Raw genomic sequence first — 21,202 nt, 5'->3', positions numbered from 1 at the left:
GTCATACCTTCTTTCTGAGAGATGCGAAGTAGCTTGAAAACAGGCCGCGCGCCGCCATGACGACAATCATCAGCACGCCCCAGAGCGCCGTTGCCAGATGCTGGTTGGCGCCAAGAAGATTGAGGCCGGATGACAGAAGTTGCAGAACGATGAGCGCGACAAAGACGGGCAGCACCCGACCGAAACCGCCGAACGGATTGATGCCGCCGAGAAAGGCCGCGAGCACCGTGATCAGCAGGTAGGATTCCCCGTGGCCGACACGGACGGAGTTGAAACGGGCAAGCATGATGATGCCGGCAACCGCACACATCAGACCCGAGAGCGTGTAGACGAGAACCTGGATCTTGCGCGTATTGAGGCCCGAATAACGCGCGGACTCGATGTTCGAGCCGATCATCAACAGGCCGAAGCCGAGCTTGGTGCGCGTCAGCAGCACATGCCAGAGCCCGACGCAGACGATGAAGATCAGAAGCGGGATCGGCAGACCGAGAAGCGTGCCGTGACCGAGTGGCGCCATATAGGCGGGGAAACCGGAAACGTCTCCGCCACGGGTGAGAAACTCGCCAAGGCCACGCAGGAAGATCATCATCGACAGCGTCACCAGAATGGGGTGCGCGCGGGTGTAGGCAATCGCCGCCCCAGTCATCGCTCCGGCAGCCCCGCCGGTGACAAGCGCGGCAAGGCAGGCGAACAGGAAGGCGCTCGGCGGCGCATCCACCCCGCCATGGGCCTGCAGCACCCAGGCTGCGGCCAGGCCGGAAAGATTGGCGGCGAAGGTGACGGACAGATTGATGCCGCCCGTCAGCAGCGGCAGCAGCATCGCCAGTGTCAGCAGACCGAGTTCCGGCAGCTGGAAGGCGACCGAACCGAATGTCGCTAGCGAGAGAAAGTTATCGGCAAAGGTTCCGAAGATGAGCATGACCGCGATGAAAGCAATCACCGGCCCGGCCATGTCGGCACCGAAAATCGCGTTGAATTTCCTGACAAGGCTGCTCATCGCTGGGCGCTCCCCTTCTTTGCGGATGTCCGTAAGGCGCTCGGCAGGAGCTTGTCGAAGCGGGTGGAAGAGAGTGTGATAGCGATGAGGATGATGGCACCGACGATCATCTTGAAGGCAAAGGGAGAAACGCCCATCAGGTTGAGGCCGTTCTGGGTGATCGACACCATCAGCACCCCGAGCACACAGCCGATGACGGAGCCCTTGCCGCCGCCAAGCCGCGCGCCGCCGAGGACGGTGGCTGCAAGAACATCCAGCTCGCGGCCATAAAGCGCGTTCGGCACCACCTCCTGCGCGTAATGCGCCTGCATGAGCCCGGCAATGCCCGCCATCAGGCCGAGCCAGCCGAAGGAAATATAGTGCATGGCGCCGATATTGATGCCGAAGCGGCGTGCGCCTTCGGGATTGTCACCGAAGGCATAGAGTTTGCGGCCGACGGTGGTGCGCGAGATCATGAACCAGGTGGCAAAGCAGCAGAGGATCATGACCACGACCGGCAGCGTCAGCTCGACCCAGGAACCATCGGACATCTCGCGCTCGTAAAACACCACGCGCGTCGACAGCCATTCCGGCAGATCGTAGATCGACACGCCCTTGGTGAAGAACATCAACAGCCCGAAGAAGATGTTGAAGGTGGAGATGGTCGCGACGATGGAAATGATGTTGAGCCGCCAGACAAGGAAGGCGTTGACGAAACCGAGACCAAGGCCAACCGCGCCGGCAATGATGAAACCTTCCGCCCAGTTGCCGCCGCCGAGCGCATTGAGCGCCAGCACCGTGACATATTGAACGACGGAGGCCGCGACCGCGAAGGAGATGTCGATGCCGCCGGAGATCAGCACCACGAGCAAGCCGACCGCGAAGATGATGTTGACCGCCGAGACATTCAGCACATCGAAGGCGTTGGAGATGGTGAGGAACCGGTCGGTCGCGAAGGACAGTCCCGTGCAGAGCAGCACCATGACGACAAGCAGTGTGAATTCGGTCGTATGTCCGAGAATGAGCCTACGCATAGATGGCGGACTCCAGTTCGGTAAGCGACAGGCGTCGCGGATCATAGGTGGCGTGGAACCGGCCTTCGACCATGTGGATGACCCTGTCTGTATTGAAATAAACTTCCGGGGCTTCGTCGGAGATCACGATGATCGAGAGACCTTGTGCGGCGAGCTTGCGGACGATTTCGAAGATGCCGGCGCGCGCGCCGACATCGACCCCCACGGTCGGCGCATCGAGGATGAGGATTTTCGGCCCAATCGCCAGCCACTTGGCAATCGCCACACGCTGCTGGTTGCCGCCCGAAAGCGTGCGGATCGGATCTTCGGGCAGGCCGATCTTCACCCCGAGCGCAGAAATCCAGCGGGAAACGACATCCGCCTTTTTCGACGGTGAGATCAGGCCGCCGCTCAGCAGCCGGTCGAGCGAGGCCATGACCAGATTGTCGGCAATGGATTGCGGCTGGTTGAGACCAAGCGATAGCCGGTCTTCGGAAAGATAGGCGACGCCCGCCCGGATCGCATCGCGGTTGGAATGAAAATCCACCTTCTTTCCATCGATGAGGATTTCACCCGATTGCGGCCGATGCATGCCGAACAGCGTCAAAGCCAGTTCCGTGCGGCCGGCTCCAAGCAGGCCGGTAATGCCGAGCGTTTCTCCCCGCCGCAGATCGAACGAAACATCCTCGAACTCGCCGGCCCGGCTCAGCCCGCGCACCGAGAGAACGACGGGCTTGTCATCGTGATCGGCGGCAATGACGGCGCTATCGAAGTTGCGGCCGGTCATCAGCTCGGTCACCCGAGACTGGGTCATGCCTTCAACGGGAAAGACACCGACAAGCGATCCATCCCGCAGCACGGTTATGCGATCCGAAATCTCGAGCACTTCCGCAAGGCGATGCGAGACGAAGACAACCGCGACACCGGAGGCCGACAGGTTGCGGACGATGTCGATCAGGTAATCCGTTTCCGACTGCGTGAGCGACGCGGTCGGTTCGTCCATGAAAACGAGCCGCGCTTCCCCGACCAGCGCGCGGGCAATCGCCACGATCTGACGCTGGGCGATAGGCAGTTCCTTGAGCGGCCTGTCGAGATCAATCTCGACGCCGAGCCGGGCCAGCGCCTTTTCGGCCGCCTGTTCGATGGCGCGCTTGTCGACCAGCCCGTATTTTCCATTCACCGCGTACTGGAAGCCGATATTCTCAGCCACCGTCATTTCATCGAACAGCGCCAGATCCTGCCAGATCACCTGGATGCCAAGCGATTGCGCAAGCGTTGGGGTCATCGTGGCTATCGGCTTGCCGTCGAAATAGAGCTCAGCATCGCTTTGGGGCGTGTAAACGCCCGTTATGACCTTGATCAGCGTGCTCTTGCCACAGCCGTTTTCGCCGGCAAGGCAATGCACTTCACCGGGATTGACCTCGAAAGAAACACCCTTCAGCGCGCGGACGCCGCCGAAGGTGACTTTGACATTTTTAAGGGACAGGAGCGGTTCTGCGCTCATGATAATGTAAATCTCCTTCGCCGCGGCAGCATTGCAGACGTGGCGCTCGGCATGTTTTCCAGATGGAACGTCGCGCGAGTATTACAACTCGCGCGACGCCCTTGGCCTTGGGGAGGATCAGAGGCCCATGGAAACGAGCTTGTCGATGCTTTTCTTGTCGATCTTCAAAAGCTGGTCGACGACGATGGTGTTACCCTCGGGATTGATGGTGCCGAGACCTTCGATATTGTCACCGGCCTTGGGTGTCTCGCCCTTGGCGATACGATCCGCGAGGGTGATGAAGACCTCACCGGCCTGTTTCGGGTTCCACATAAATCCACCCGTCAGCGCCCCCGACTTGATCAGCTTGGCGCCCTGCCCCGGCGAAAACGGGCCGATGACGAAGACCTTGCCATCCTTGCGTCGCTCTTCGACGGCGCGCCCGGCACCGATCGGTCCCTGCGAACCGAAGGCGAGGAAACCGCTCAGATCGGCATTGGCGGACATCAGGTCAAGCGCCGTCGAACGGCTCTTGTCGAGGTCCTCCGCCACGCCGTAGCGATCGCCGACGAGTTTCATGTCCGGATAATTGGCCTTGATGTAAGCGATGGCGGCATCGGCCCAGGCATTATGAAGCGGAACGGTGAGCGAACCGACGAAGACGGCATAGGAGCCCTTGCCGCCCATCTTTTCCGCCAAGAGCTTGCCATGCGCCTCACCGAAACCCTTGGCGGAAGCCAGTTCGAAATCCCAGTCGGCGCCGAGTTGCTTGGGCGATTCATGGGTGATGACCTTGATACCGGCGGCCTGGGCCTTTTTCAGTACCGGTTCCAGCACCTTCGCATCATTGGGCACAACGCCGATGAAATCGACCTTCTGGGCGATCAGGTCTTCGATGGCACGGACCTGCAGGGCGGGATCGGCGCTGGTCGGGCGACCATGAAACCGTCAACGCCGAGCTTCTTGCTCTGCTCCTTGATGCCGGCCTCCATGGCGTTAAACCACGGAATGCCGCCGATCTTGACGACGACGCCCACCTTCGGCCCTTCGGCAAAGGCTGCGGACGAAAGCAGCGCGAGCGACAGGCCGACCGCTGCAGCAATAATTTTCTTCATGATGTTCCTCCTCAAAAAACTAGGCAAACGAAACCCGCCGCAGCCATTTTTCATCTGGCGCGTTCAAAATTTCTCATCTCGCTTATTCGAGACTCTCCCTTGCCACTCCCACAGCAACCATCTTGCACAATCGATATTGCCAAGCTGCACAATCGATGGTGCAATAACCATATCACGAAGCGCCCTTCCGTCAAGGGGATGTGTGCTCTAATAATTGGAATCAGTTGGGGAGATCGCAGTGACGGGTATAACTTCCAAGAAAGCCACCATTTATGACTTGTCGATATTGTCGGGCGCATCAGCCTCGACAGTGAGCGCGGTCTTGAACGGATCGTGGCGCAAACGGCGGATTTCGGAGGAGACTGCCGACAAGATTCTCTCGCTCGCCAAGGCGCATCGCTACACCACCAACCTGCAGGCCCGCGGCCTGAGAAGTTCGAAATCCGGTCTCGTCGGGCTTCTGGTGCCCATTTATGACAACCGGTTCTTTTCATCGATGGCGCAGACATTCGAAGGGCAGGCGCGCAAACGCGGCCTGTCGCCCATGGTGGTCTCCGGGCGGCGCGATCCCGAAGAAGAACGCCGCACCGTGGAGACCCTGATCGCCTATTCCATCGATGCCCTCTTCATTGCGGGCGCGACCGATCCCGACGGCGTGCACCAGGTCTGCGCCCGCGCAGCACTGCCGCATGTCAATATCGACCTTCCCGGCAAATTTGTACCATCCGTCATTTCCGACAACAGGCACGGCGCGGAAATACTGACATCGGCGATCCTTGCCCATGCGGAAAAAGGCGGGCCTCTCGGCCCTGACGACGTCATTCTGTTCGGCGGTCATGACGACCACGCCAGCCGCGAGCGTATCGACGGCTTCCATGCCGCCAAGGCCGCTTATTTCGGGGCGGATGGCGGAGACGATATCGAGATCACCGGCTATTCACCGCATATGACGGAGCTGGCCTTCGAACGTTTCTTCGAGCGCAGGGGCCGCCTGCCCCGCTGTTTCTTCGTCAATTCATCGATAAATTTCGAAGGCCTGCTGCGTTTCATGGGGCGTCATGATGGCGAGGCCTTCGGCGACATCGTTGTCGGCTGCTTCGACTACGACCCGTTCGCATCCTTCCTTCCCTTCCCGGTCTATATGATCAAACCCGATATCGCGCAGATGCTCGAAAAGGGTTTCGAACTGCTGGAAGAGAACCGGACCGAGCCGGAAGTCACCATCATCGAACCGAAGCTCATCCCCCCGCGAACCGCTCTCGAAGGCCCGCTCGACGACATATGGGACCCGGTTGCATTGCGTCGCATGGCGAAGTAACCCCGCGAAATCCCGCTTGACCTCAACTGCGCTTGAGGTCGTACCGATTGCATGGTGCTTCACCATTGCAACGGGACAACGATGATCGAAAAACTCATGAGGATGCTGGAAGACGGACGGGACAGTCCGCTCCTGCGCTTTTCAATCGCGAAGACGCTCAAGGCGGCTGGGCAGTTCGAAGATGCCGCGCTTCATCTCCAGGAGGCCATCCGGCAGGATCCCGACTATTCGGCGGTCTGGGCCGAACTCGGCGAATGTCGCACACGGCTGGGAGATGACGACGGCGCCATTGCCGCATGGGTGGAAGGCATCGCGGTGGCCGTCAGGCGTGGCGACATTCAGGCAAAGAGGCAGATGGAGGTCCGGCTGCGACGTTTGCGGTCACGCGCCCTGAAGGGCGTCAGTTGACGAGAGCCTCCACCCATATCGTCAGAGAGTTCCGGCCCGCCTCCGTGAGACGGGCCGGGCGTTTTTACGACTGCGGCTTATCGGATCGCCAGAACCGATAAAGCTCGGCGACATTGCCGCTGGTCATGAGCGGCATTGCCGCCTTCAGCCGTGCCGCCGGCCAATCCCACCATTTCATCTCGAGCAGCAAGGCGATGCTGTCGTCATCGAACCGCTTGCGGATCGGTTTTGCGGGATTGCCGCCGACGATGGCGTAGGGTTCGACATTCTTCGTCACCAGCGCCCGCGTTCCGATCACGGCGCCATCGCCGACCGTGATGCCGGGCATGATGATCGCTTCCGAGCCTATCCAGACATCGTTGCCGATGACGGTATCGCCAGCCGGCAGATAACCGTTGCCGGCATTCTCGAATTCCGGCACCTCCGGCATGAAGAAGAACGGGAAGGTGCTGATCCACTCGTTACGATGGCCCTGATTGCCGGCCATGATGAAGGCGGCGCCCGAACCGATCGAGCAGAAGCTTCCGATCACCAGCCTGTCCGCGCCTTCATCCGGCAGCAGATAGCGGGCGCAATCCTCAAAACTGTGGCCGTGATAATAGCCGGAATAATAGCTGTATTTCCCGACCACGAGGTTCGGGTTCCTGACCTGCTTGTCAAGCGTGATGCCCCGGAACGGGCTTTCGAAGTAATTTTCCATTGGAGTAATCTCACTGCATATGTTCGCATTCGCTTGCCTTCAGACAAGCCGACGCCGAGCGCCAAGCCTGTCGGCTTTTCGCTCGATGCTCCTCGCGCGGCGGCGGGAGCTAGATGCAGGTGATACTCGAGGCTTTTATCATTCAGTCTGGTTACCGCAAAAAGGGGCGAAGGCCAAGCTGAGACATGTCGCCAGTCTCCCACGGCGTAGTTGGAGCACCGCCGGCCCATAAAAAACAGCGGGGATTTCTCCCCGCTGTCCGCGTTCATTCGGCATTTTCAGTGTATCGCCAGCGCAGAGCCTGTAGCCCACGCACGGCGATAATCACGACCTCAGTAATGGACCGACTGGGAATCGATCGGCGTTACCTTCGGTGGCGCGAACTTCGTCAGGTCGATCCCTTCGACGGCAGAGCGATATTCCTCGATGCTCGGCGTGCGGCCAAGGATGGCCGAGAGCACCACGACCGGGGTGGAGGCCAGAAGCGATTCACCCTTCTTTTCAGCCGTATCTTCCACCACGCGGCCCTGGAACAGGCGGGTGGAGGTTGCAAGAACCGTGTCGCCCTTTTCGGCTTTTTCCTGATTGCCCATGCACAGGTTGCAGCCCGGGCGTTCGAGATAGAGAATGTTCTCGTATTCCGTCCGGTTGGTGGTTTTCGGCTTCAGATCATCGAACTCGAAGCCCGAATATTTCTGTAGGATTTCCCAGTCGCCTTCCGCCTTCAGTTCATCGATGATGTTGTAGGTCGGCGCGGCGACGACGAGCGGCGCCTTGAACTCGACCTTGCCTTCGGACTTTTCGATGTTCTTCAGCATCTGGGCGACGATCTTCATATCGCCCTTGTGCACCATGCACGAACCGACGAAACCGAGATCGACCTTCTTGGTGCCGCCGTAATAGGAGACCGGGCGGATCGTATCGTGGGTGTAGCGTCGGGACACGTCGTTGTTGTTGACGTCAGGGTCGGCGATCATCGGCTCGTCGATCACGTCCAGATCCACGACGACTTCGGCGAAATATTTCGCATTGTCATCGGGCTTCAGCGCCGGCTTTTCGCCCGAGCGGATTTCGGCAATGCGCTGATCCGCCTTGGCAATCAGACCCTTGAGCGTCTGGGCGGGGTTATCCATGCCCTTGTCGATCATGATCTGGATGCGCGACTTGGCGATTTCCAGCGACTCGATCAGCGTTTCGTCCTGCGAGATGCAGATCGACGCCTTGGCCTTCATTTCGGCCGTCCAGTCGGTGAAGGTGAAGGCCTGATCGGCGAGCAGCGTGCCGATATGCACTTCGATGATGCGGCCCTGGAAGACGTTGTCGCCGTGCTGCTTCAGCATCTGCGCCTGCGTGGCGTGTACCACGTCGCGGAAGTCCATATAGGGCTGCATCGTGCCCTTGAAGGTGACCTTGACCGACTGCGGGATCGGCATGGTCGCCTCGCCCGTTGCCAGCGCCAGTGCGACGGTGCCGGAGTCAGCGCCGAAGGCAACGCCCTTGGACATACGGGTGTGGCTGTCGCCGCCGATGATGATCGCCCAGTCATCCACGGTGATGTCGTTCAGCACCTTGTGGATCACGTCCGTCATGGAGTGATAGGCGCCCTTCGGATCGCGCGCGGTGATGACGCCGAAATTGTTCATGAAGGACATGAGCTTCGGAATATTCGCCTGCGCCTTCTTGTCCCAGACGGAGGCCGTGTGGCAGCCCGACTGGTAGGCGCCATCCACCAGCGGCGAAATGACGGTGGCCGCCATCGCTTCCAGTTCCTGCGCGGTCATCAGGCCGGTCGTATCCTGCGAGCCGACGATGTTGACCTTGACGCGAACGTCCGAGCCGGCATGCAGCACCTTGCCGGGGGTGACGCCGACGGCGTTGCGGTTAAAAATCTTCTCGACGGCGGTGAGACCCTGGCCTTCGATGGAGATTTCCTTGTTGGGCGCGAAGACCGGAGTGGTCTCGACACCGAGCGTTTCAGCCGCGAATGTCTGGAGCTTCTTGCCGAAGACGATAGCGTAAGAGCTGCCGGCCTTCATGAACTCCATCTTCTGGGGCGTGAAGGAAGAGGCGATATCCACCAGTTCCGTGCCGGCCTCGTCGCGGAGCTTGCGGTTCCTGGCGTCAATTTTGAGGACAGTGCCGGTCTCGACCGAATATTTCTGTTCGAGGATCGGGTTACCATCGTTGTTGAGGATCGGCTTGCCGTCTTCGCCGAGCTTCTTCACCCAGTTCTTCAGGTTGATGCCGATGCCGCCCGTCACATCGACGGTGGTGGCGAAAATCGGCGAGATGCCGTTGGTGCCGGCGACGATGGGAGCGTAATTGACGAAGGGCACATAGGGGCTGGCCTGCTTGCCGGTCCACAGCGCCACGTTGTTGACGCCCGACATGCGCGACGAGCCGACGCCCATCGTGCCCTTTTCGGCGATCATCATCACCCGCTTATCCGGATGCTGCTTCTGCAGCGCGACGATTTCCGCCTGCGCTTCCGGCGAGATCATACACTGGCCGTGCAGCTGGCGGTCCGATCGCGAATGCGCCTGATTGCCGGGAGACAGGAGGTCGGTGGAAATATCGCCTTCGGCGGCGATGAAGGTGACGATCTTGATCTCGTCTTCGACATCCGGAAGCTTGGTGAAGAATTCGGCCTTGGCGTAGCTTTCCAGCACGGCCTTGGCGATGGCGTTGCCGGCCTTGTAGGCATCGCGCAGGCGGAACATGTCGGCATCGTAAAGGAACACCTGCGTCTTCAGCACTTCGCCGGCCTCAGCGGCAATCGCAGCGTCGTTGCCGAGCGCGATATCGAGCAGCACCTTGATCGACGGGCCGCCCTTCATGTGCGACAGGAGCTCCAGCGCGAAGGAAGGCGCGATCTCCGGCACGACGACTTCGCCGAGGATGATCTGCTTCAGGAAGGCCGCCTTGACGCCGGCAGCGCTCGTGGTGCCCGGCAGGGTGTTGTAGATGAAGAATTTCAGGGCGTCAGTGCGGTGCTCGCTGCCGGCATCCTTGATGAGTTCGATAATCTCGGCCGTCAGTGCACCGTCATCGATCGGCTTGGGCGCGAGACCCTGTGGTTCTCTGCTTTTGATTTCAGCCAGGTAATCCAAGTAAAGGTTCATCGCAATCCCAACGTCATGATGTCTATGGGGCCGAACACAGCGTCACCGAACGGTACTGTTGATCGGCCCGGGTTTCTATCGATTTCGAGTACGCCAACCGGGGCCGGCTGACAAGATGTCGCATTTCAGTAAAAAACTCGTAGACGGGATTTAGCGCCGATCCTGTGCTTTGCAACCACGTCGCGACACTTTTGATTGTGGCGGCTGCTGCATTTCAGCCAATGGTTTTTCAGGCATCCCCCATTAAGGATTTATTAACCAAATCGGTACGAGTATTAGATTATTCTAATTACCCGTTATTGGCGTAATTCCATGTTGCGTATCGAAAAATCAGCAGCGCAGCAGCTTGGGGAGGCAGCATGAAGTTTGCAGCATCAGGCTATTTATTATCATTTGCGGCACTGGTCCTCACACCGGCATCGGGCGTCGCGCAGGTCGCCACGACGAATTTCAACGTCCAGATCACCATTCAGGCGGCGTGCCAGATCAATTCCGCCGGCAACCTCAATTTCGGCACCAACGGTGTGATCGGCAGCAATATCGATGCGACCAGCGATATTGTCGTGCAATGCACGGCCAGCACTCCCTTCAGCCTGGGTCTCAGCGCCGGTGCCGGCTCTGGAGCGACGGTCGCCAACCGTCTGATGACATCGCCTGCGGGCGCGACCATTTCCTACTCGCTTTATACGACTGCGGCACATAGCACGGTGTGGGGGAACACCGTGGGAACGGACCGGCAAACGGGAACCGGAACCGGCGCGCCGCAGACATTCACTGTCTATGGGCGCGTACCTGCCCAGACGACACCCGCGGTCGGCGTCTATACCGATACGGTGACGGCCACGCTCAACTACTGATCGCCACAGGGAGGATCGCGCATGCGTGTTTTTACCTTAGCGGCTGCGTTTTTTGCCGGTTTGAGTGTTTCACCTTCACAGTCTGCATCGCTACGGGTCGCACCCGTGCTTCTGGATCTTAAAGCGCCCACGGCGGCCTCCAGCCTCCGCATCTGGAACGATGCGAAAACCCCGATCAACGTTCAGGTCAGGATATTCCGCTGGACCCAGCAGAACGGGCAGGACGTCTATACGGCGGCGCAGGACGTCGTCGCCAGCCCGCCGATGACGCAACTGAAGGGAGGCGCGGAAAACCTTATCCGCATCGTCCGGCTTTCCAAGGCGCCGCTGCGGGCCGAAGAGAGTTATCGCGTCATCGTCGACGAATTGCCGCCGGCGGGAAGACCGCAATCCGGCACGGTCAATCTGGTGGTGCGCCACTCCATACCCGTTTTCTTCTCACCCGCCTCCACAGGCGATGCGGAACCGGCCTGGAAGGTAACGCCGCAGGGCAATGGCTACCGGGTCTCGGTGTCCAATACGGGCGCAAAACGGATAAGGATCGCCAACCTGATGCTTTCCGGTAGCAACGGACAGGCGCTTGCCCGGCAGCAGGGGCTGGTGGGATATGTACTTGGCGGTTCCGCCGCAAGCTTTGTGGTTCCGGCAACGGGCGGCAAAAAAGGCGGCGGCACGCTGAAGATTTCGGCAGACAGCGAAGGCGGCCCCGTCAATGCGACGGCGCGCGTCTCGGGCGGCTGATCTCGCCGTTTTGACGATTGCCGCTCTGACGGTCATTTCATCGGGCAATTTCTCCGTGGCGCAGGATATTCCCCCTGCGGCGCAACCGGCCTCTTTTGCCGCAAAAGAAGCGGGACAATTGCAGCTCGAAGTCTACATCAACGATGTTTCGACAGAACTGATCGCCACATTTCGTCAAAACGACGCCGGATCGTTTCTCATCGAGCCGGAACAGCTCACCAATATCGGGATCTCCCCGGTTGAAAGCGCTGCCGGCGATGATGGCTGGATCGATATTTCCCGGCTGCCGGATGTGGTGGCGCGTTACGATGAAGGCAGCCAGTCCATGCATTTCACCCTGCCGATGGCGGCGCGGGCAAACAGGGTGATCGACGCCTCCGGCAAGATTGCGCAGGAAGAAGACGAAGAGACCCGGGAAAAGGCCACGAGCGATTTTGGAGGTCTGGTGAATTACACGATCTATGGTTCCTCCGGCGGCAACAAATGGTCGGATATCGCCGATTTCAACGGTGTCTCGGCCCTTTTGGAAAGCAGGGCCTTCGGTCCGCTCGGCGTGCTGTCCTCATCGCAGGTTCTGAGCACATCGCGCCTGTCGGAGTTCGACACCCAGCGCCTCGACACCACCTGGAGCTATTCGGACGAGGACACACTGACGAGCTATCGGGCCGGCGATCTCATCACCGGCGGGCTGAGCTGGACACGCCCAACGCGGCTGGGCGGCCTGCAGATACGCCGTAATTTCGACCTGCGGCCGGATATCGTCACCATGCCGATGCCGGAATTTGCCGGTTCCACTGCCGTGCCCTCCACCGTCGACGTCTATGTCAACAATGTCCGCCGCCTGTCGCAGGATGTTCCCGAAGGGCCGTTCTCGATCACCAATCTCCCTGTCATCAGCGGCGCGGGCAATGCGCGGCTGGTGGTGCGGGATGCGCTGGGGCGCGAAACCGTGTCCGAAACTCCCTTTTATGCTTCACCGGACTTGCTGGCGCAGGGCCTCATCGATTTTTCGGCCGAGCTTGGCTTTGCCCGGCGCAATTACGGAACCTCGTCTTTCGATTACGATGACAAACCGCTGGGGTCTGCGACGCTGCGTTATGGCGTGTCGGACAGCCTGACGCTGGAAGGCCATGCGGAAGGCGGCGAGAATTTCTACAATATCGGCTTTGGCGGCGTCTTCACCCTTGGAGCAGAGGGATTGGCGGCGGTTTCGGGCGCATCGAGCCGCTTTGGCACGGAAAGCGGTTATCAGCTTTCCGCGAGCGTCGAAGCGGAATTGCTGGGAGTAAAATTTCACGCACGGTCGCAAAGAACATTCGGCGATTATCACGATATGGCCTCCGTCTCCGCCGACCTGTCCGATATCCGCACGGTATCCGGGCTGCTGAGCGCGCGGCCGCCGCGTGCCCTCGACCAGATTTCCGTTTCCACCCAGCTCGGTTTCGATGAGACCAGCCTCAATTTCTCCTATACCGAACTCGAAACCTTCGATGAAAGACGATCCCGGCTGCTTGGCCTTTCCGCCACGCGGCCGTTCGGCGAGAACGGCAATATCTTCGTCACCGCCTATAAGGACCTTGAGGACAACAAATCCTACGGCATCTTCGCGGGCCTCTCCTGGTCGTTCGGCGGCGGCGTCTCCGGCTCGGCCGGCATGTCGTCGGATGCGGATGGATATTCGCTGACGGCCGAGGTCGGAAAATCCGAAGAGCAGGCCGAGGGAAGTTATGGCTGGCGCCTGCGCGGCTCGACCGGCGGCAACGATATCGCGTCCGTTTCCGGCAGTTACCGCGGCAGCACCGCACGCGTTTCGGCCGGCGTCGACCAATTCAACCGCACGACACAGGCCTATGCGCAGATCGAAGGATCGATAGCGCTCGCCGGCGGCGATGTCTTTGTCGGCAACCGGATCGATGACGCTTTCGCCGTGGTGGATGCGGGCGCGCCCGGCGTCGATATCCTGCTGGAAAACCGCCCCATCGGCCAGACCAACCGCCGCGGCAAGATATTGCTTCCGAACCTGCGTTCCTATGACGTCAACAACATCACGCTCGACCCGAGCAATCTTCCGGTCGACGCCCGCATCGACCGGACGAAACAGACCGTCAGACCGACGCAGCAGGCCGGCGCGGTGGTCAATTTCAAGGTGGAAACCGAGGGTCAGGTGGCGCTGGTGACGCTGAAAGACGGGAGCGGCGAATTCATCGAAACCGGATCGACCGGCAAAATCGACGGCAAGCGCGATTTCATCGTCGGTTATGACGGACAGGCATATCTCGACAATATCAGCGAAACGCATCGGCTCCGCATCATGCAGCCGACGAAGGGCGAATGCGAAGCGCAGATCACCCTCCCCTCTGCCGGCAATTCACGCGCAACTTTCGAAACCATATGCAGGAGCATCCAATGAAGGTCCTGACCCGTACCGCCCTTGCCATCGCCGCTTTCCTCCCGGCTTCACCGGTACTGGCGCAAAGCTGCACCTTCAGCATGTCGGACATGAATTTCGGCTTCGTCAATCTCGCAAGCGGCAGCGCCGTGGACACGACGGCGACATTGTCAGTCACCTGCTCCAACCCCTTGTCGCTGGCGCTTTCCATCCGCATATGCCCCAATATCAATGCCGGAAGCGGCGGGCAGTCGGGCGGCATACGTCGCATGCTTCAGGGCAGCAACATCCTCAATTACCAGCTTTACCAGAACTCGGCGCGGACAACCTCATGGGGATCGGTCACGCAGCCCGCACTCGGCTCGCCTCCGCCAATCGATATGGCGCTGCCGCTCCTGATCAACACCACGAGCCGCACGGTCTATGGCCGGATCAACGCCGGTCAGGCCTCGGCAGCGCGCGGCCTTTATCTTTCCAGCTTCGCCGGCGCGGAAACGAGCTTCACCTATACAAGTTTTACCCTGCTCGCACCGAGCTGCTCTTCCGTGACCCAGAACCCCACGCAGGTGCCGTTCAACGTGTCGGCCGCAGTGGCGCCCACATGCATCATCTCGGCCCAGAACATCGATTTCGGCAGTCACGGCGTGCTGAACACGGCAGTCAATGCGACCGGAGCGATCAATCTGACCTGCACCACCAATCTGAACTACAGTGTGGCGCTCAATGGCGGCCTGAGCAACAGCCCGCCCGCCGCACGCCAGATGGTGCAGGCAGGCGCATCGATAACCTATGGTCTCTACCGCGACGTGAACCGCACGAATGTATGGGGAAGTGCGGCGGGCGAGATAGCCACCGGCACCGGAACTGGCAGCCTGCAGACATTGACTGTCTATGGCCGCGTCCCGGCGCAGAACACGCCAGCGCCGGGAAACTACTCCGATACGGTCGTCGTGACGGTGAACTACTGAGCGCCCGAACGCATCTCCGACTTCCCAAGTTCCAGCCGCCTTTCGATGCCAATGGCGGCCAGGAACGCCTCGTCGTGACTGACGACCAGCAAGGCGCCATCATAGGCCTGAAGGCCAGCCTCCACGGCCGCGATGGAATCGATATCCAGATGGTTGGTCGGCTCGTCGAGGATCAGCAATTGCGGAGGCTGCGGGCCTCCCATAACACAGGCGAGACCGGCCCTGAGCATCTGCCCGCCCGAGAGCGTTGAAACGATCTGCAAGGCGGCATCGGCACGAAACATGAAGCGCGCAAGCGCAGCCCTGCAGGCATTCTCCCCGGCCTTAGGGTTAAGCCGAAGGAAGTTGTCGCGGATTGACAGGCTCGCATCGAGCAGGCTGACCTGCTGGTCGAGAAACACGGCCTTCACCCCGACATGCACCGCGCCTTCGAATGGCGGCAATTCTCTGGTGATCACCGAAAGCAACGTCGTTTTTCCAGACCCGTTCGGACCGGTGACGGCAACACGTTGCGGCCCTGCGATCTCGAAGGACAGATCGCGAAGCACGGGGTGTTCGGCCTGATACCCCGCAGTCAGATTTTGCAGGCTGAGCACGGTTTTTGTCGTGTGCAGCCCGCTGGGCGGCAATGTGACACTGACGCCCTGCAGGATTTCGATCCGCTCACGCGCCGTCTTCAGGTCTTCCGTCGCCTCGGCTGTCAGGCGGCTGGCCAGATTGGCGTTGTCGCCGCTCGTCTTTTCGGCACGCCTCTTCATCGCACCGACAAGGATACGGGGCATGTCGCCCCTCGCCGCTTTTGCAGCACCCCTGCTATCGCGGCGGGCCTTGCGCTCCAGGGCTTCCTGCGACCGGCGCTTGACATCCGACAGACGTTTTTCCGCATTCGCGAAGTCCTGTTCGGCGGCGGCCAGTTCCAGCGCTTTTTGTGCGCGATAGTGGCTCCAGTTGCCGCCGTAACGGGTGGCACCGAGCGTGGTCATTTCCACAATCGCATCGAGGGTTTCGAGAAGCTCCCGATCATGGCTGACGACGATCGCTCCGCCGCGCCAGCCCGCCAGAAAATCGGCAACGAAAATGCGTCCGTCCCGGTCGAGATTGTTGGTCGGTTCGTCGAGGATCAGGAAATCCGGCGCGGCATGGATTTGAGCCGCAAGTGCGGCCCGCGTGCGCTGTCCGCCGGAAAGCGCCGAAAGCGGTGTGGAGGGCAAGACGTCCAACCCGACCTGCGCGAGCGCCCCGGCAATTTTCTCCTCCAGCATCCAGTCGATGTCTTCAAGCTCTTCCAGAGTGGCCGTTCCCGCCTGCGCACGGGCAAGCACCTCCAGCGCATCGCGCGCTTCGAACAGATCGGCGACGGTCTCGTCGGACACGACTTGCACGCTCTGGCGCAGAAGATTGACGCTGCCCGAGACGGACACCGTGCCCGCGGACGGCGACAGTTCGCCGGCGATCAGTTTCAGAAGCGTCGTCTTGCCGACGCCGTTGCGCCCGACGAGGCCGGTGCGTTCGGGTCCGAAGCGAAGATTGATGTCGGAAAAGAGCGGATGACCGTCAGGTGTCGACCACGAGAGGTCCGAGAGAGTGATGAAATGCGGCATGGATATGGGTTCCCCTGATGACAAGGCGTTGCGGCTTTGTGATCGGGTGGAAATCCATGGTTCACCGTCCTGTTGGTGTTGCGCAGAACACCCCCTTACGCGAAAAAAGCGGCGTGTTCGTGGCGCGGGGTTCGGGAAGGGAACGCCGGGAGGATACCCCCGGCGTTTCGTTTTTTCAGGCCACCAGGCCCTTGGTCAGCTCCAGCGCCTGCCGTTCGAACAGCCGGCGGTAGATGCCGTCATTGAGACGGATCAGCGCCTGATGGTCACCCTCTTCGACAATCCTGCCCCTGTCGAAGACCAGCAGCCGGTCCAGCGCCCGGACCGTGGAGAGCCGATGGGCGATGACGAGCGTGGTGCGGCCGACCATCAGCCGCTCCATCGCCTGCTGGATCTGCACTTCGCTTTCGCTGTCGAGGCTGGAAGTGGCCTCGTCCAGTATCAGCACCGGCGCATCAGCGAGGAAAGCGCGGGCGATGGCGACACGCTGACGCTCTCCGCCGGACAGCTTGACACCGCGCTCACCCACCATCGTCTCATAACCTTTCGGAAGGGACATGATGAAATCATGGGCGCTGGCCTGTTTCGCCGCCTGCTCGATCTGACGCCGCGTGGCATCCGGCCGGCCGTAAGCGATGTTTTCCGCCAGCGTGCGGTGGAACAGGATGGGCTCCTGCTGCACGATGGCGATCTGGCCGCGCAGGCTCGATTGCGTGACCCCGGCGATATTCTGGCCGTCGATGCGGATCGCACCCGACTTGATGTCGTAAAGCCGCTGGATGAGCTTGACGAAGGTTGTCTTGCCCGAACCGGAATGGCCGACCAGACCCACCCGTTCACCCGCCTTGATGGTGACCGAAAAGTCATCGTAAAGCGGCGTGGGATGCGCGCCATACTGGAAGGTAACGTGATCGAAGACGATCTCGCCCTTTCCAATCCTGATCGGCCCTGCATCCGGCCTGTCCTCGATGCCGAGCGGCATCTTGTCCAGCAGCACCAGCTCTTCCATGTCGTTGACGGCGCGTTGCAGGTTGCGGATATCCTGCCCCACATCGCGCAGATAACCCTGCAACACGAAGAACATCGCCAGCACGAAGGTAATGTCGCCCGGCGTCGCCAACCCCTTTTGCCACATGATGAGGCCCGTACCCAGAATGCCGGCCTGCATGGAGACCATCATGAAGCTCTGGATCGTGCCGTTCAGCGTGCCACGCTTCCATGTCCTGCGCGTGCGGTTATCCCACTTCACCAGCACATGGCCCAGCCGCGTTTCTTCGCGGGTCTCGGCACCGAAGGCCTTGACCACCGAATTGCAGCTTATGGCATCCGCCAGCGCGCCGCCAAGTCTGGTATCCCAGGCATTGGCAAGCCTTGCCGCTGGCGACACATATCCCATGGAAAGGCCGACCGTGACGCCGATATAGATCAGCGATCCGAGACCGACGATCAGGCCCATGACCGGCCAGTAGCTGCCGAGCACGATGGTGGCGCCCACCAACATGACGATGGAAGGCAGAAGCGCGACGAGCAGCAGGTCGTTGAGCGAATCCAGCGCCCACATGCCGCGCGTGATCTTGCGGACCGTGGAGCCGGCGAAGCTGTTGGCATGCCAGTCGGTGGAGAAACGCTGCACCTTGTGGAAGCCGTTATTGGCGACATCCGCCATGATCTTCAGCGTCAGCCGGATGATGCCGTTGAAGATGAACCAGCGCAACACCACGCTCACCAGCCCCAGCGCCACCACGATGACGAAGGCGCGCAGCGCCTTATCCGCCCCGTTGCCGGCTCCATTGCCGGCCCCGGCGCCACCGGCAATGGCATCGACGATCTGGCCGGAAAAGACCGGCACCATCACTTCGGCCAGCGTGCTGGCAATCACCAGAACGATGATGAAACCCACCAGCGCCGGCCGATGACGCCAATGGTTGAAAACAAAGCCGAGCACATGTCGATAGGCATCGGCGCGGAAATCGAGCTTCTTGCGAGTCATTTTTACCAGCCCAGCGCCCTGTAATCGGCGACCGGTCCTCAAAACGGAAGTTGGATGGCACAGCCCGGGCGGGAGACGAAGTGATCCCGTCAGATCAATCGGGCTATGGGGGAAAGTAAAACCGCATGTCGGGCGCGCTCAAGGCGGGCCGCGAATGGATATGACCTAGTGTCGGGTCATTCCCTGCGGGAGGGTTTCGAAGAATGCTGGTGTCATGCAACGCCTCCCTTTGTTCGATCTGACGCGGTAGCGAGATTTGTAACTCAGCGGCCGGAGCTTGCCAAGCGGGTTTTTGCAACCGGCTGGTGAGTGATGCGGAATGGCCACACCGGTTGGGTGCGTCACTATAAATCGTGGCCGATGCGACAATGGCATCGGCCACGGCTTTGTCAGGTCTTTATTTCCGTCCGCAACCGGCAGGATGTGCGGCGGAAAATCGGGATGGTATCTGCCGTTACCGGTCAGTCCATCTGCACATTCGCGTCCTTGACCACCGGTCCCCACTTGGCGATTTCCGCCGCAACGTGGGTTTTCAGCTCATCCGGCGAAGAGGCGACGATCTTGGCGCTGAATTCCGCCATGCGTGCGGCAACCGCCGGATCGGCAAGCGCCTTCTTGGCCGCGGCATTCAGCTTGTCGACCACCTCAGCCGGCGTGCCGGCCGGGGCGAAAAGCGCATTCCAGGTGTAGGTCTCATAACCCGGCACCGTCTCGGCGATTGTCGGCAAATCCGGGAAGGACGAGGCGCGCTCCTTGGTCGTGACGCCGAGCGCCCGCAACGTGCCGGATTTGATATGTCCGGACGAAGACGGCAGATTGTCGAACATGATGGAAATCTGGTTGCCGAGCAGATCGTTGAGCGCCGGGCCTGCGCCCTTGTAGGGAACATGCTGCATGCTGACGCCGGCCATGCTCTTGAACAGCTCGCCGGAAAGATGCAGCGGGGTGCCATTGCCGGAAGAGGCATAGGCGTGTTTGTCCGGCTCGGCCTTCAAGAGAGCGATCAGTTCCGCCACGCTGTTGACGTTGAGCTTAGGATTGACGACCAGCACATTCGGGACCACCACGAGCAGCGAAACCGGCGTGAAATCCTTTTCCGGATCGTAAGGCTTGGTCTTGAGAATGAGCGGGTTGAGGGCGTGGGTGGCAACCGTGCCCATCAGGATCGTATAGCCGTCGGGATCGGCGCGGGCCACGCGGTCGGCACCGAGATTGCCGCCGGCCCCGGCGACATTTTCAACGACGATCTGCTGGCCGAGCTCATCACCCATCTTCTGTGCGATAACACGCGCGACCACATCGGTGGAGCCGCCCGCCGCGAAAGGAACGACCAGAGTAATCGTTCGATCGGGGAAGCCCTGCGCGACCGCAGCCGTTCCCAGCATGCCGAAAGAAACCGCCGCAGCGGCAAGTTTCAGCACCATGCGCCGTTTTGAAGACCGGTAAATCATGAACCCTCCTGTAACATGGCCTCCTCGCCATGGGCGCATAGTAGCTAAAATGCACCTCAGGGCAACCCGCAGGCGGCCGGCCGCTCCCGGCAGGTTTCGGGAGAAAGAGGATCGTTATGATTTCAGGCGCTCTTCGACGACCCGCCAATTGACCAGCCTGTCGAGCACGGCGCGAATATGTTCGGCCTTGCGATTTTCATAATCGACGTCATAGGCATGCTCTCACACCCTCCCCAAGGGCGGATGGACCTCACCGGCCCATATGAGAAAGGCCCTCCCGACGCGGAGAGGGCCTTGCCCGATCAGTATCGATAATAATCGCGACGATCGCGGTAGTCGCGATAATCTCTGCGGTCGCGCCACTCACGCCATTCCCGTCTGGCCTGACGCTCGCGCCATTCACGGCGAGCTTCCCAGCGGTCGCGCCGGTCCCAGCCGCGCTCATAACGCGGTCCGTTCGGACGGCAATAGCCGCGCGGGGTCAAATGGAAACCGCGTCCGCAGGCATAATCCACCTTTTGAATGTGGGATGCCGAAGGTGCAGACGGTTGACCGACAGGCATGGCGTTGGCACCGGTGCCGAACAGGGCGCCGAGAATTAGTCCGGCGGTTAGAATCATCTTGCGCATCTTATCTCCCTCCTTGTGGGATGAGGGGATTTAGCGCCCCGCCGGGTGAACTGCGGCTGAATGAATCGTGATCTTTTCGTGGCACGGACGCCCGCGCCCGATCACCGGCCGGCCCTTTCTTTACCGAATTTTGGGGGGGAGGGTTTTCCGGTCAGCTGGCCAGGGCCAGAACAAACGCGATGACGATCAGCAAAGGCCCCATCCACCTGAAGTGACGAACAACCGGCGGCTGATTGACCGTATTTTTTGACAGCGGCAGATAACCGAAGCCGACACATGTCATCCACAGGCCGGCACAAAACATGATGAATTCGTCGATATAGGCTGCGATCATCGCTCCCCTCCCTCCAATGCTATCGCGATCACTCTACCTGCCCGGCAATGCCTTTAGTAGGGCCTGCTTTCGAACGGCCATCCGGACAGGGCGTGCCGGCAATGCCT

The 21,202-nt window shown here is 60.5% G+C and carries 16 protein-coding genes and 2 pseudogenes; 6 read left to right on the top strand and 12 right to left on the bottom strand.

Translation table 11 applies throughout. The features are described from left to right. Position 1 precedes the first annotated feature (1 nt). The 4 genes and pseudogenes from L904_RS06915 to L904_RS06900 all read right to left on the bottom strand — a co-directional run bounded on the left by L904_RS06915 (position 2) and on the right by L904_RS06900 (position 4,587). A complete protein-coding gene (locus L904_RS06915) occupies positions 2 to 997 on the bottom strand; it encodes an ABC transporter permease (RefSeq protein ID WP_035263576.1) in 996 nt (331 codons plus the stop codon). Next, entirely contained in the window at positions 994 to 2,010 is a 1,017-nt protein-coding gene (locus tag L904_RS06910; protein WP_003521642.1) for an ABC transporter permease, read from the bottom strand. Before L904_RS06910 ends, L904_RS06915 begins: the two co-directional genes overlap by 4 nt. Next, positions 2,003 to 3,493, bottom strand: a complete 1,491-nt coding sequence (locus tag L904_RS06905) for a sugar ABC transporter ATP-binding protein (RefSeq protein WP_035263575.1) — start codon at positions 3,491 to 3,493, stop codon at positions 2,003 to 2,005. The genes L904_RS06910 and L904_RS06905 overlap by 8 nt, the downstream gene beginning before the upstream one ends. Positions 3,494 to 3,610: 117 nt before the next feature. Then, a pseudogene (locus tag L904_RS06900) lies at positions 3,611 to 4,587 on the bottom strand (substrate-binding domain-containing protein). A gap of 238 nt (positions 4,588 to 4,825) precedes the next feature. Here L904_RS06900 and L904_RS06895 point away from each other — a divergent pair. Together L904_RS06895 and L904_RS06890 are read left to right on the top strand one after the other, a co-directional pair. Next, the gene (locus L904_RS06895) at positions 4,826 to 5,905 is read left to right on the top strand and encodes a LacI family DNA-binding transcriptional regulator (RefSeq protein ID WP_035263573.1); all 1,080 of its coding nucleotides are present in this window, start codon (positions 4,826 to 4,828) and stop codon (positions 5,903 to 5,905) included. Between the two features lie 81 nt (positions 5,906 to 5,986). Next, the gene (locus L904_RS06890; protein ID WP_035263572.1) at positions 5,987 to 6,313 is read left to right on the top strand and encodes a tetratricopeptide repeat protein; all 327 of its coding nucleotides are present in this window, start codon (positions 5,987 to 5,989) and stop codon (positions 6,311 to 6,313) included. Between the two features lie 64 nt (positions 6,314 to 6,377). On the opposite strand, the gene catB is transcribed toward L904_RS06890, so the two are convergent. Beyond that, positions 6,378 to 7,013 (bottom strand): type B chloramphenicol O-acetyltransferase, encoded by a 636-nt coding sequence (gene catB / locus L904_RS06885; protein WP_035263571.1) that lies wholly within the window; start codon positions 7,011 to 7,013, stop codon positions 6,378 to 6,380. Between the two features lie 332 nt (positions 7,014 to 7,345). Next, positions 7,346 to 10,135, bottom strand: a complete 2,790-nt coding sequence (locus tag L904_RS06880) for a bifunctional aconitate hydratase 2/2-methylisocitrate dehydratase (RefSeq protein WP_035263570.1) — start codon at positions 10,133 to 10,135, stop codon at positions 7,346 to 7,348. 359 nt (positions 10,136 to 10,494) lie between these two features. On the opposite strand from L904_RS06880, the gene L904_RS06875 reads away from it, so the two are divergent. From L904_RS06875 to L904_RS06860, 4 genes are read left to right on the top strand one after another with little or no spacing between them, the layout of a single operon-like run. Then, entirely contained in the window at positions 10,495 to 10,992 is a 498-nt protein-coding gene (locus tag L904_RS06875) for a spore coat U domain-containing protein (RefSeq protein WP_003521650.1), read from the top strand. A gap of 21 nt (positions 10,993 to 11,013) precedes the next feature. Then, the gene (locus L904_RS06870) at positions 11,014 to 11,733 is read left to right on the top strand and encodes a molecular chaperone (protein WP_026363542.1); all 720 of its coding nucleotides are present in this window, start codon (positions 11,014 to 11,016) and stop codon (positions 11,731 to 11,733) included. Beyond that, positions 11,705 to 14,143 carry a fimbria/pilus outer membrane usher protein gene (locus L904_RS06865; protein WP_020810621.1) on the top strand — a complete coding sequence of 813 codons (2,439 nt, stop codon included), beginning with the start codon at positions 11,705 to 11,707 and terminating at the stop codon, positions 14,141 to 14,143. Before L904_RS06870 ends, L904_RS06865 begins: the two co-directional genes overlap by 29 nt. After that, complete coding sequence (locus L904_RS06860) at positions 14,140 to 15,090, top strand: spore coat U domain-containing protein (RefSeq protein ID WP_020810620.1); 951 nt, start codon at positions 14,140 to 14,142, stop codon at positions 15,088 to 15,090. The genes L904_RS06865 and L904_RS06860 overlap by 4 nt, the downstream gene beginning before the upstream one ends. Here L904_RS06860 and L904_RS06855 read toward each other — a convergent pair. The 6 genes and pseudogenes from L904_RS06855 to L904_RS06835 all read right to left on the bottom strand — a co-directional run bounded on the left by L904_RS06855 (position 15,084) and on the right by L904_RS06835 (position 21,095). After that, positions 15,084 to 16,691, bottom strand: a complete 1,608-nt coding sequence (locus tag L904_RS06855) for an ABC-F family ATP-binding cassette domain-containing protein (protein WP_020810619.1) — start codon at positions 16,689 to 16,691, stop codon at positions 15,084 to 15,086. The genes L904_RS06860 and L904_RS06855 overlap by 7 nt on opposite strands. Positions 16,692 to 16,866: 175 nt before the next feature. Further along, positions 16,867 to 18,681, bottom strand: coding sequence for an ABC transporter ATP-binding protein (locus L904_RS06850; protein WP_020810618.1), 1,815 nt, complete (start codon positions 18,679 to 18,681; stop codon positions 16,867 to 16,869). Positions 18,682 to 19,142: 461 nt separating this feature from the next. Then, the gene (locus L904_RS06845; RefSeq protein ID WP_020810617.1) at positions 19,143 to 20,132 is read right to left on the bottom strand and encodes a tripartite tricarboxylate transporter substrate binding protein; all 990 of its coding nucleotides are present in this window, start codon (positions 20,130 to 20,132) and stop codon (positions 19,143 to 19,145) included. Positions 20,133 to 20,246: 114 nt separating this feature from the next. Next, positions 20,247 to 20,342: pseudogene (locus L904_RS28325) on the bottom strand (superoxide dismutase); the annotation flags it as partial. Between the two features lie 92 nt (positions 20,343 to 20,434). Continuing rightward, entirely contained in the window at positions 20,435 to 20,761 is a 327-nt protein-coding gene (locus tag L904_RS06840; RefSeq protein ID WP_020810616.1) for a GCG_CRPN prefix-to-repeats domain-containing protein, read from the bottom strand. Positions 20,762 to 20,912: 151 nt separating this feature from the next. Beyond that, positions 20,913 to 21,095: a hypothetical protein gene (locus tag L904_RS06835; protein WP_020810615.1), complete on the bottom strand. Its 183-nt coding sequence runs from the start codon at positions 21,093 to 21,095 to the stop codon at positions 20,913 to 20,915. Positions 21,096 to 21,202: the final 107 nt, after the last annotated feature.

Origin of the sequence: Agrobacterium sp. LY4 (genome assembly GCF_001526585.1) — a bacterium.
Lineage (GTDB): Bacteria > Pseudomonadota > Alphaproteobacteria > Rhizobiales > Rhizobiaceae > Agrobacterium > Agrobacterium leguminum.
This window is presented reverse-complemented; position numbering and strand designations above follow the sequence as displayed.

Bases quoted from the DNA above. Each gene is read 5' to 3' on its own strand.
- L904_RS06915 (WP_035263576.1), bottom strand. From the start codon at position 997: ATGAGCAGCCTTGTCAGGAAATTCAACGCGATTTTCGGTGCCGACATG.
- L904_RS06910 (WP_003521642.1), bottom strand. From the start codon at position 2,010: ATGCGTAGGCTCATTCTCGGACATACGACCGAATTCACACTGCTTGTC.
- L904_RS06905 (WP_035263575.1), bottom strand. From the start codon at position 3,493: ATGAGCGCAGAACCGCTCCTGTCCCTTAAAAATGTCAAAGTCACCTTC.
- L904_RS06890 (WP_035263572.1), top strand. From the start codon at position 5,987: ATGATCGAAAAACTCATGAGGATGCTGGAAGACGGACGGGACAGTCCG.
- catB (WP_035263571.1), bottom strand. From the start codon at position 7,013: ATGGAAAATTACTTCGAAAGCCCGTTCCGGGGCATCACGCTTGACAAG.
- L904_RS06880 (WP_035263570.1), bottom strand. From the start codon at position 10,135: ATGAACCTTTACTTGGATTACCTGGCTGAAATCAAAAGCAGAGAACCA.
- L904_RS06875 (WP_003521650.1), top strand. From the start codon at position 10,495: ATGAAGTTTGCAGCATCAGGCTATTTATTATCATTTGCGGCACTGGTC.
- L904_RS06870 (WP_026363542.1), top strand. From the start codon at position 11,014: ATGCGTGTTTTTACCTTAGCGGCTGCGTTTTTTGCCGGTTTGAGTGTT.
- L904_RS06865 (WP_020810621.1), top strand. From the start codon at position 11,705: ATGCGACGGCGCGCGTCTCGGGCGGCTGATCTCGCCGTTTTGACGATT.
- L904_RS06860 (WP_020810620.1), top strand. From the start codon at position 14,140: ATGAAGGTCCTGACCCGTACCGCCCTTGCCATCGCCGCTTTCCTCCCG.
- L904_RS06855 (WP_020810619.1), bottom strand. From the start codon at position 16,691: ATGCCGCATTTCATCACTCTCTCGGACCTCTCGTGGTCGACACCTGAC.
- L904_RS06850 (WP_020810618.1), bottom strand. From the start codon at position 18,681: ATGACTCGCAAGAAGCTCGATTTCCGCGCCGATGCCTATCGACATGTG.
- L904_RS06845 (WP_020810617.1), bottom strand. From the start codon at position 20,132: ATGATTTACCGGTCTTCAAAACGGCGCATGGTGCTGAAACTTGCCGCT.
- L904_RS06840 (WP_020810616.1), bottom strand. From the start codon at position 20,761: ATGCGCAAGATGATTCTAACCGCCGGACTAATTCTCGGCGCCCTGTTC.
- L904_RS06835 (WP_020810615.1), bottom strand. From the start codon at position 21,095: ATGATCGCAGCCTATATCGACGAATTCATCATGTTTTGTGCCGGCCTG.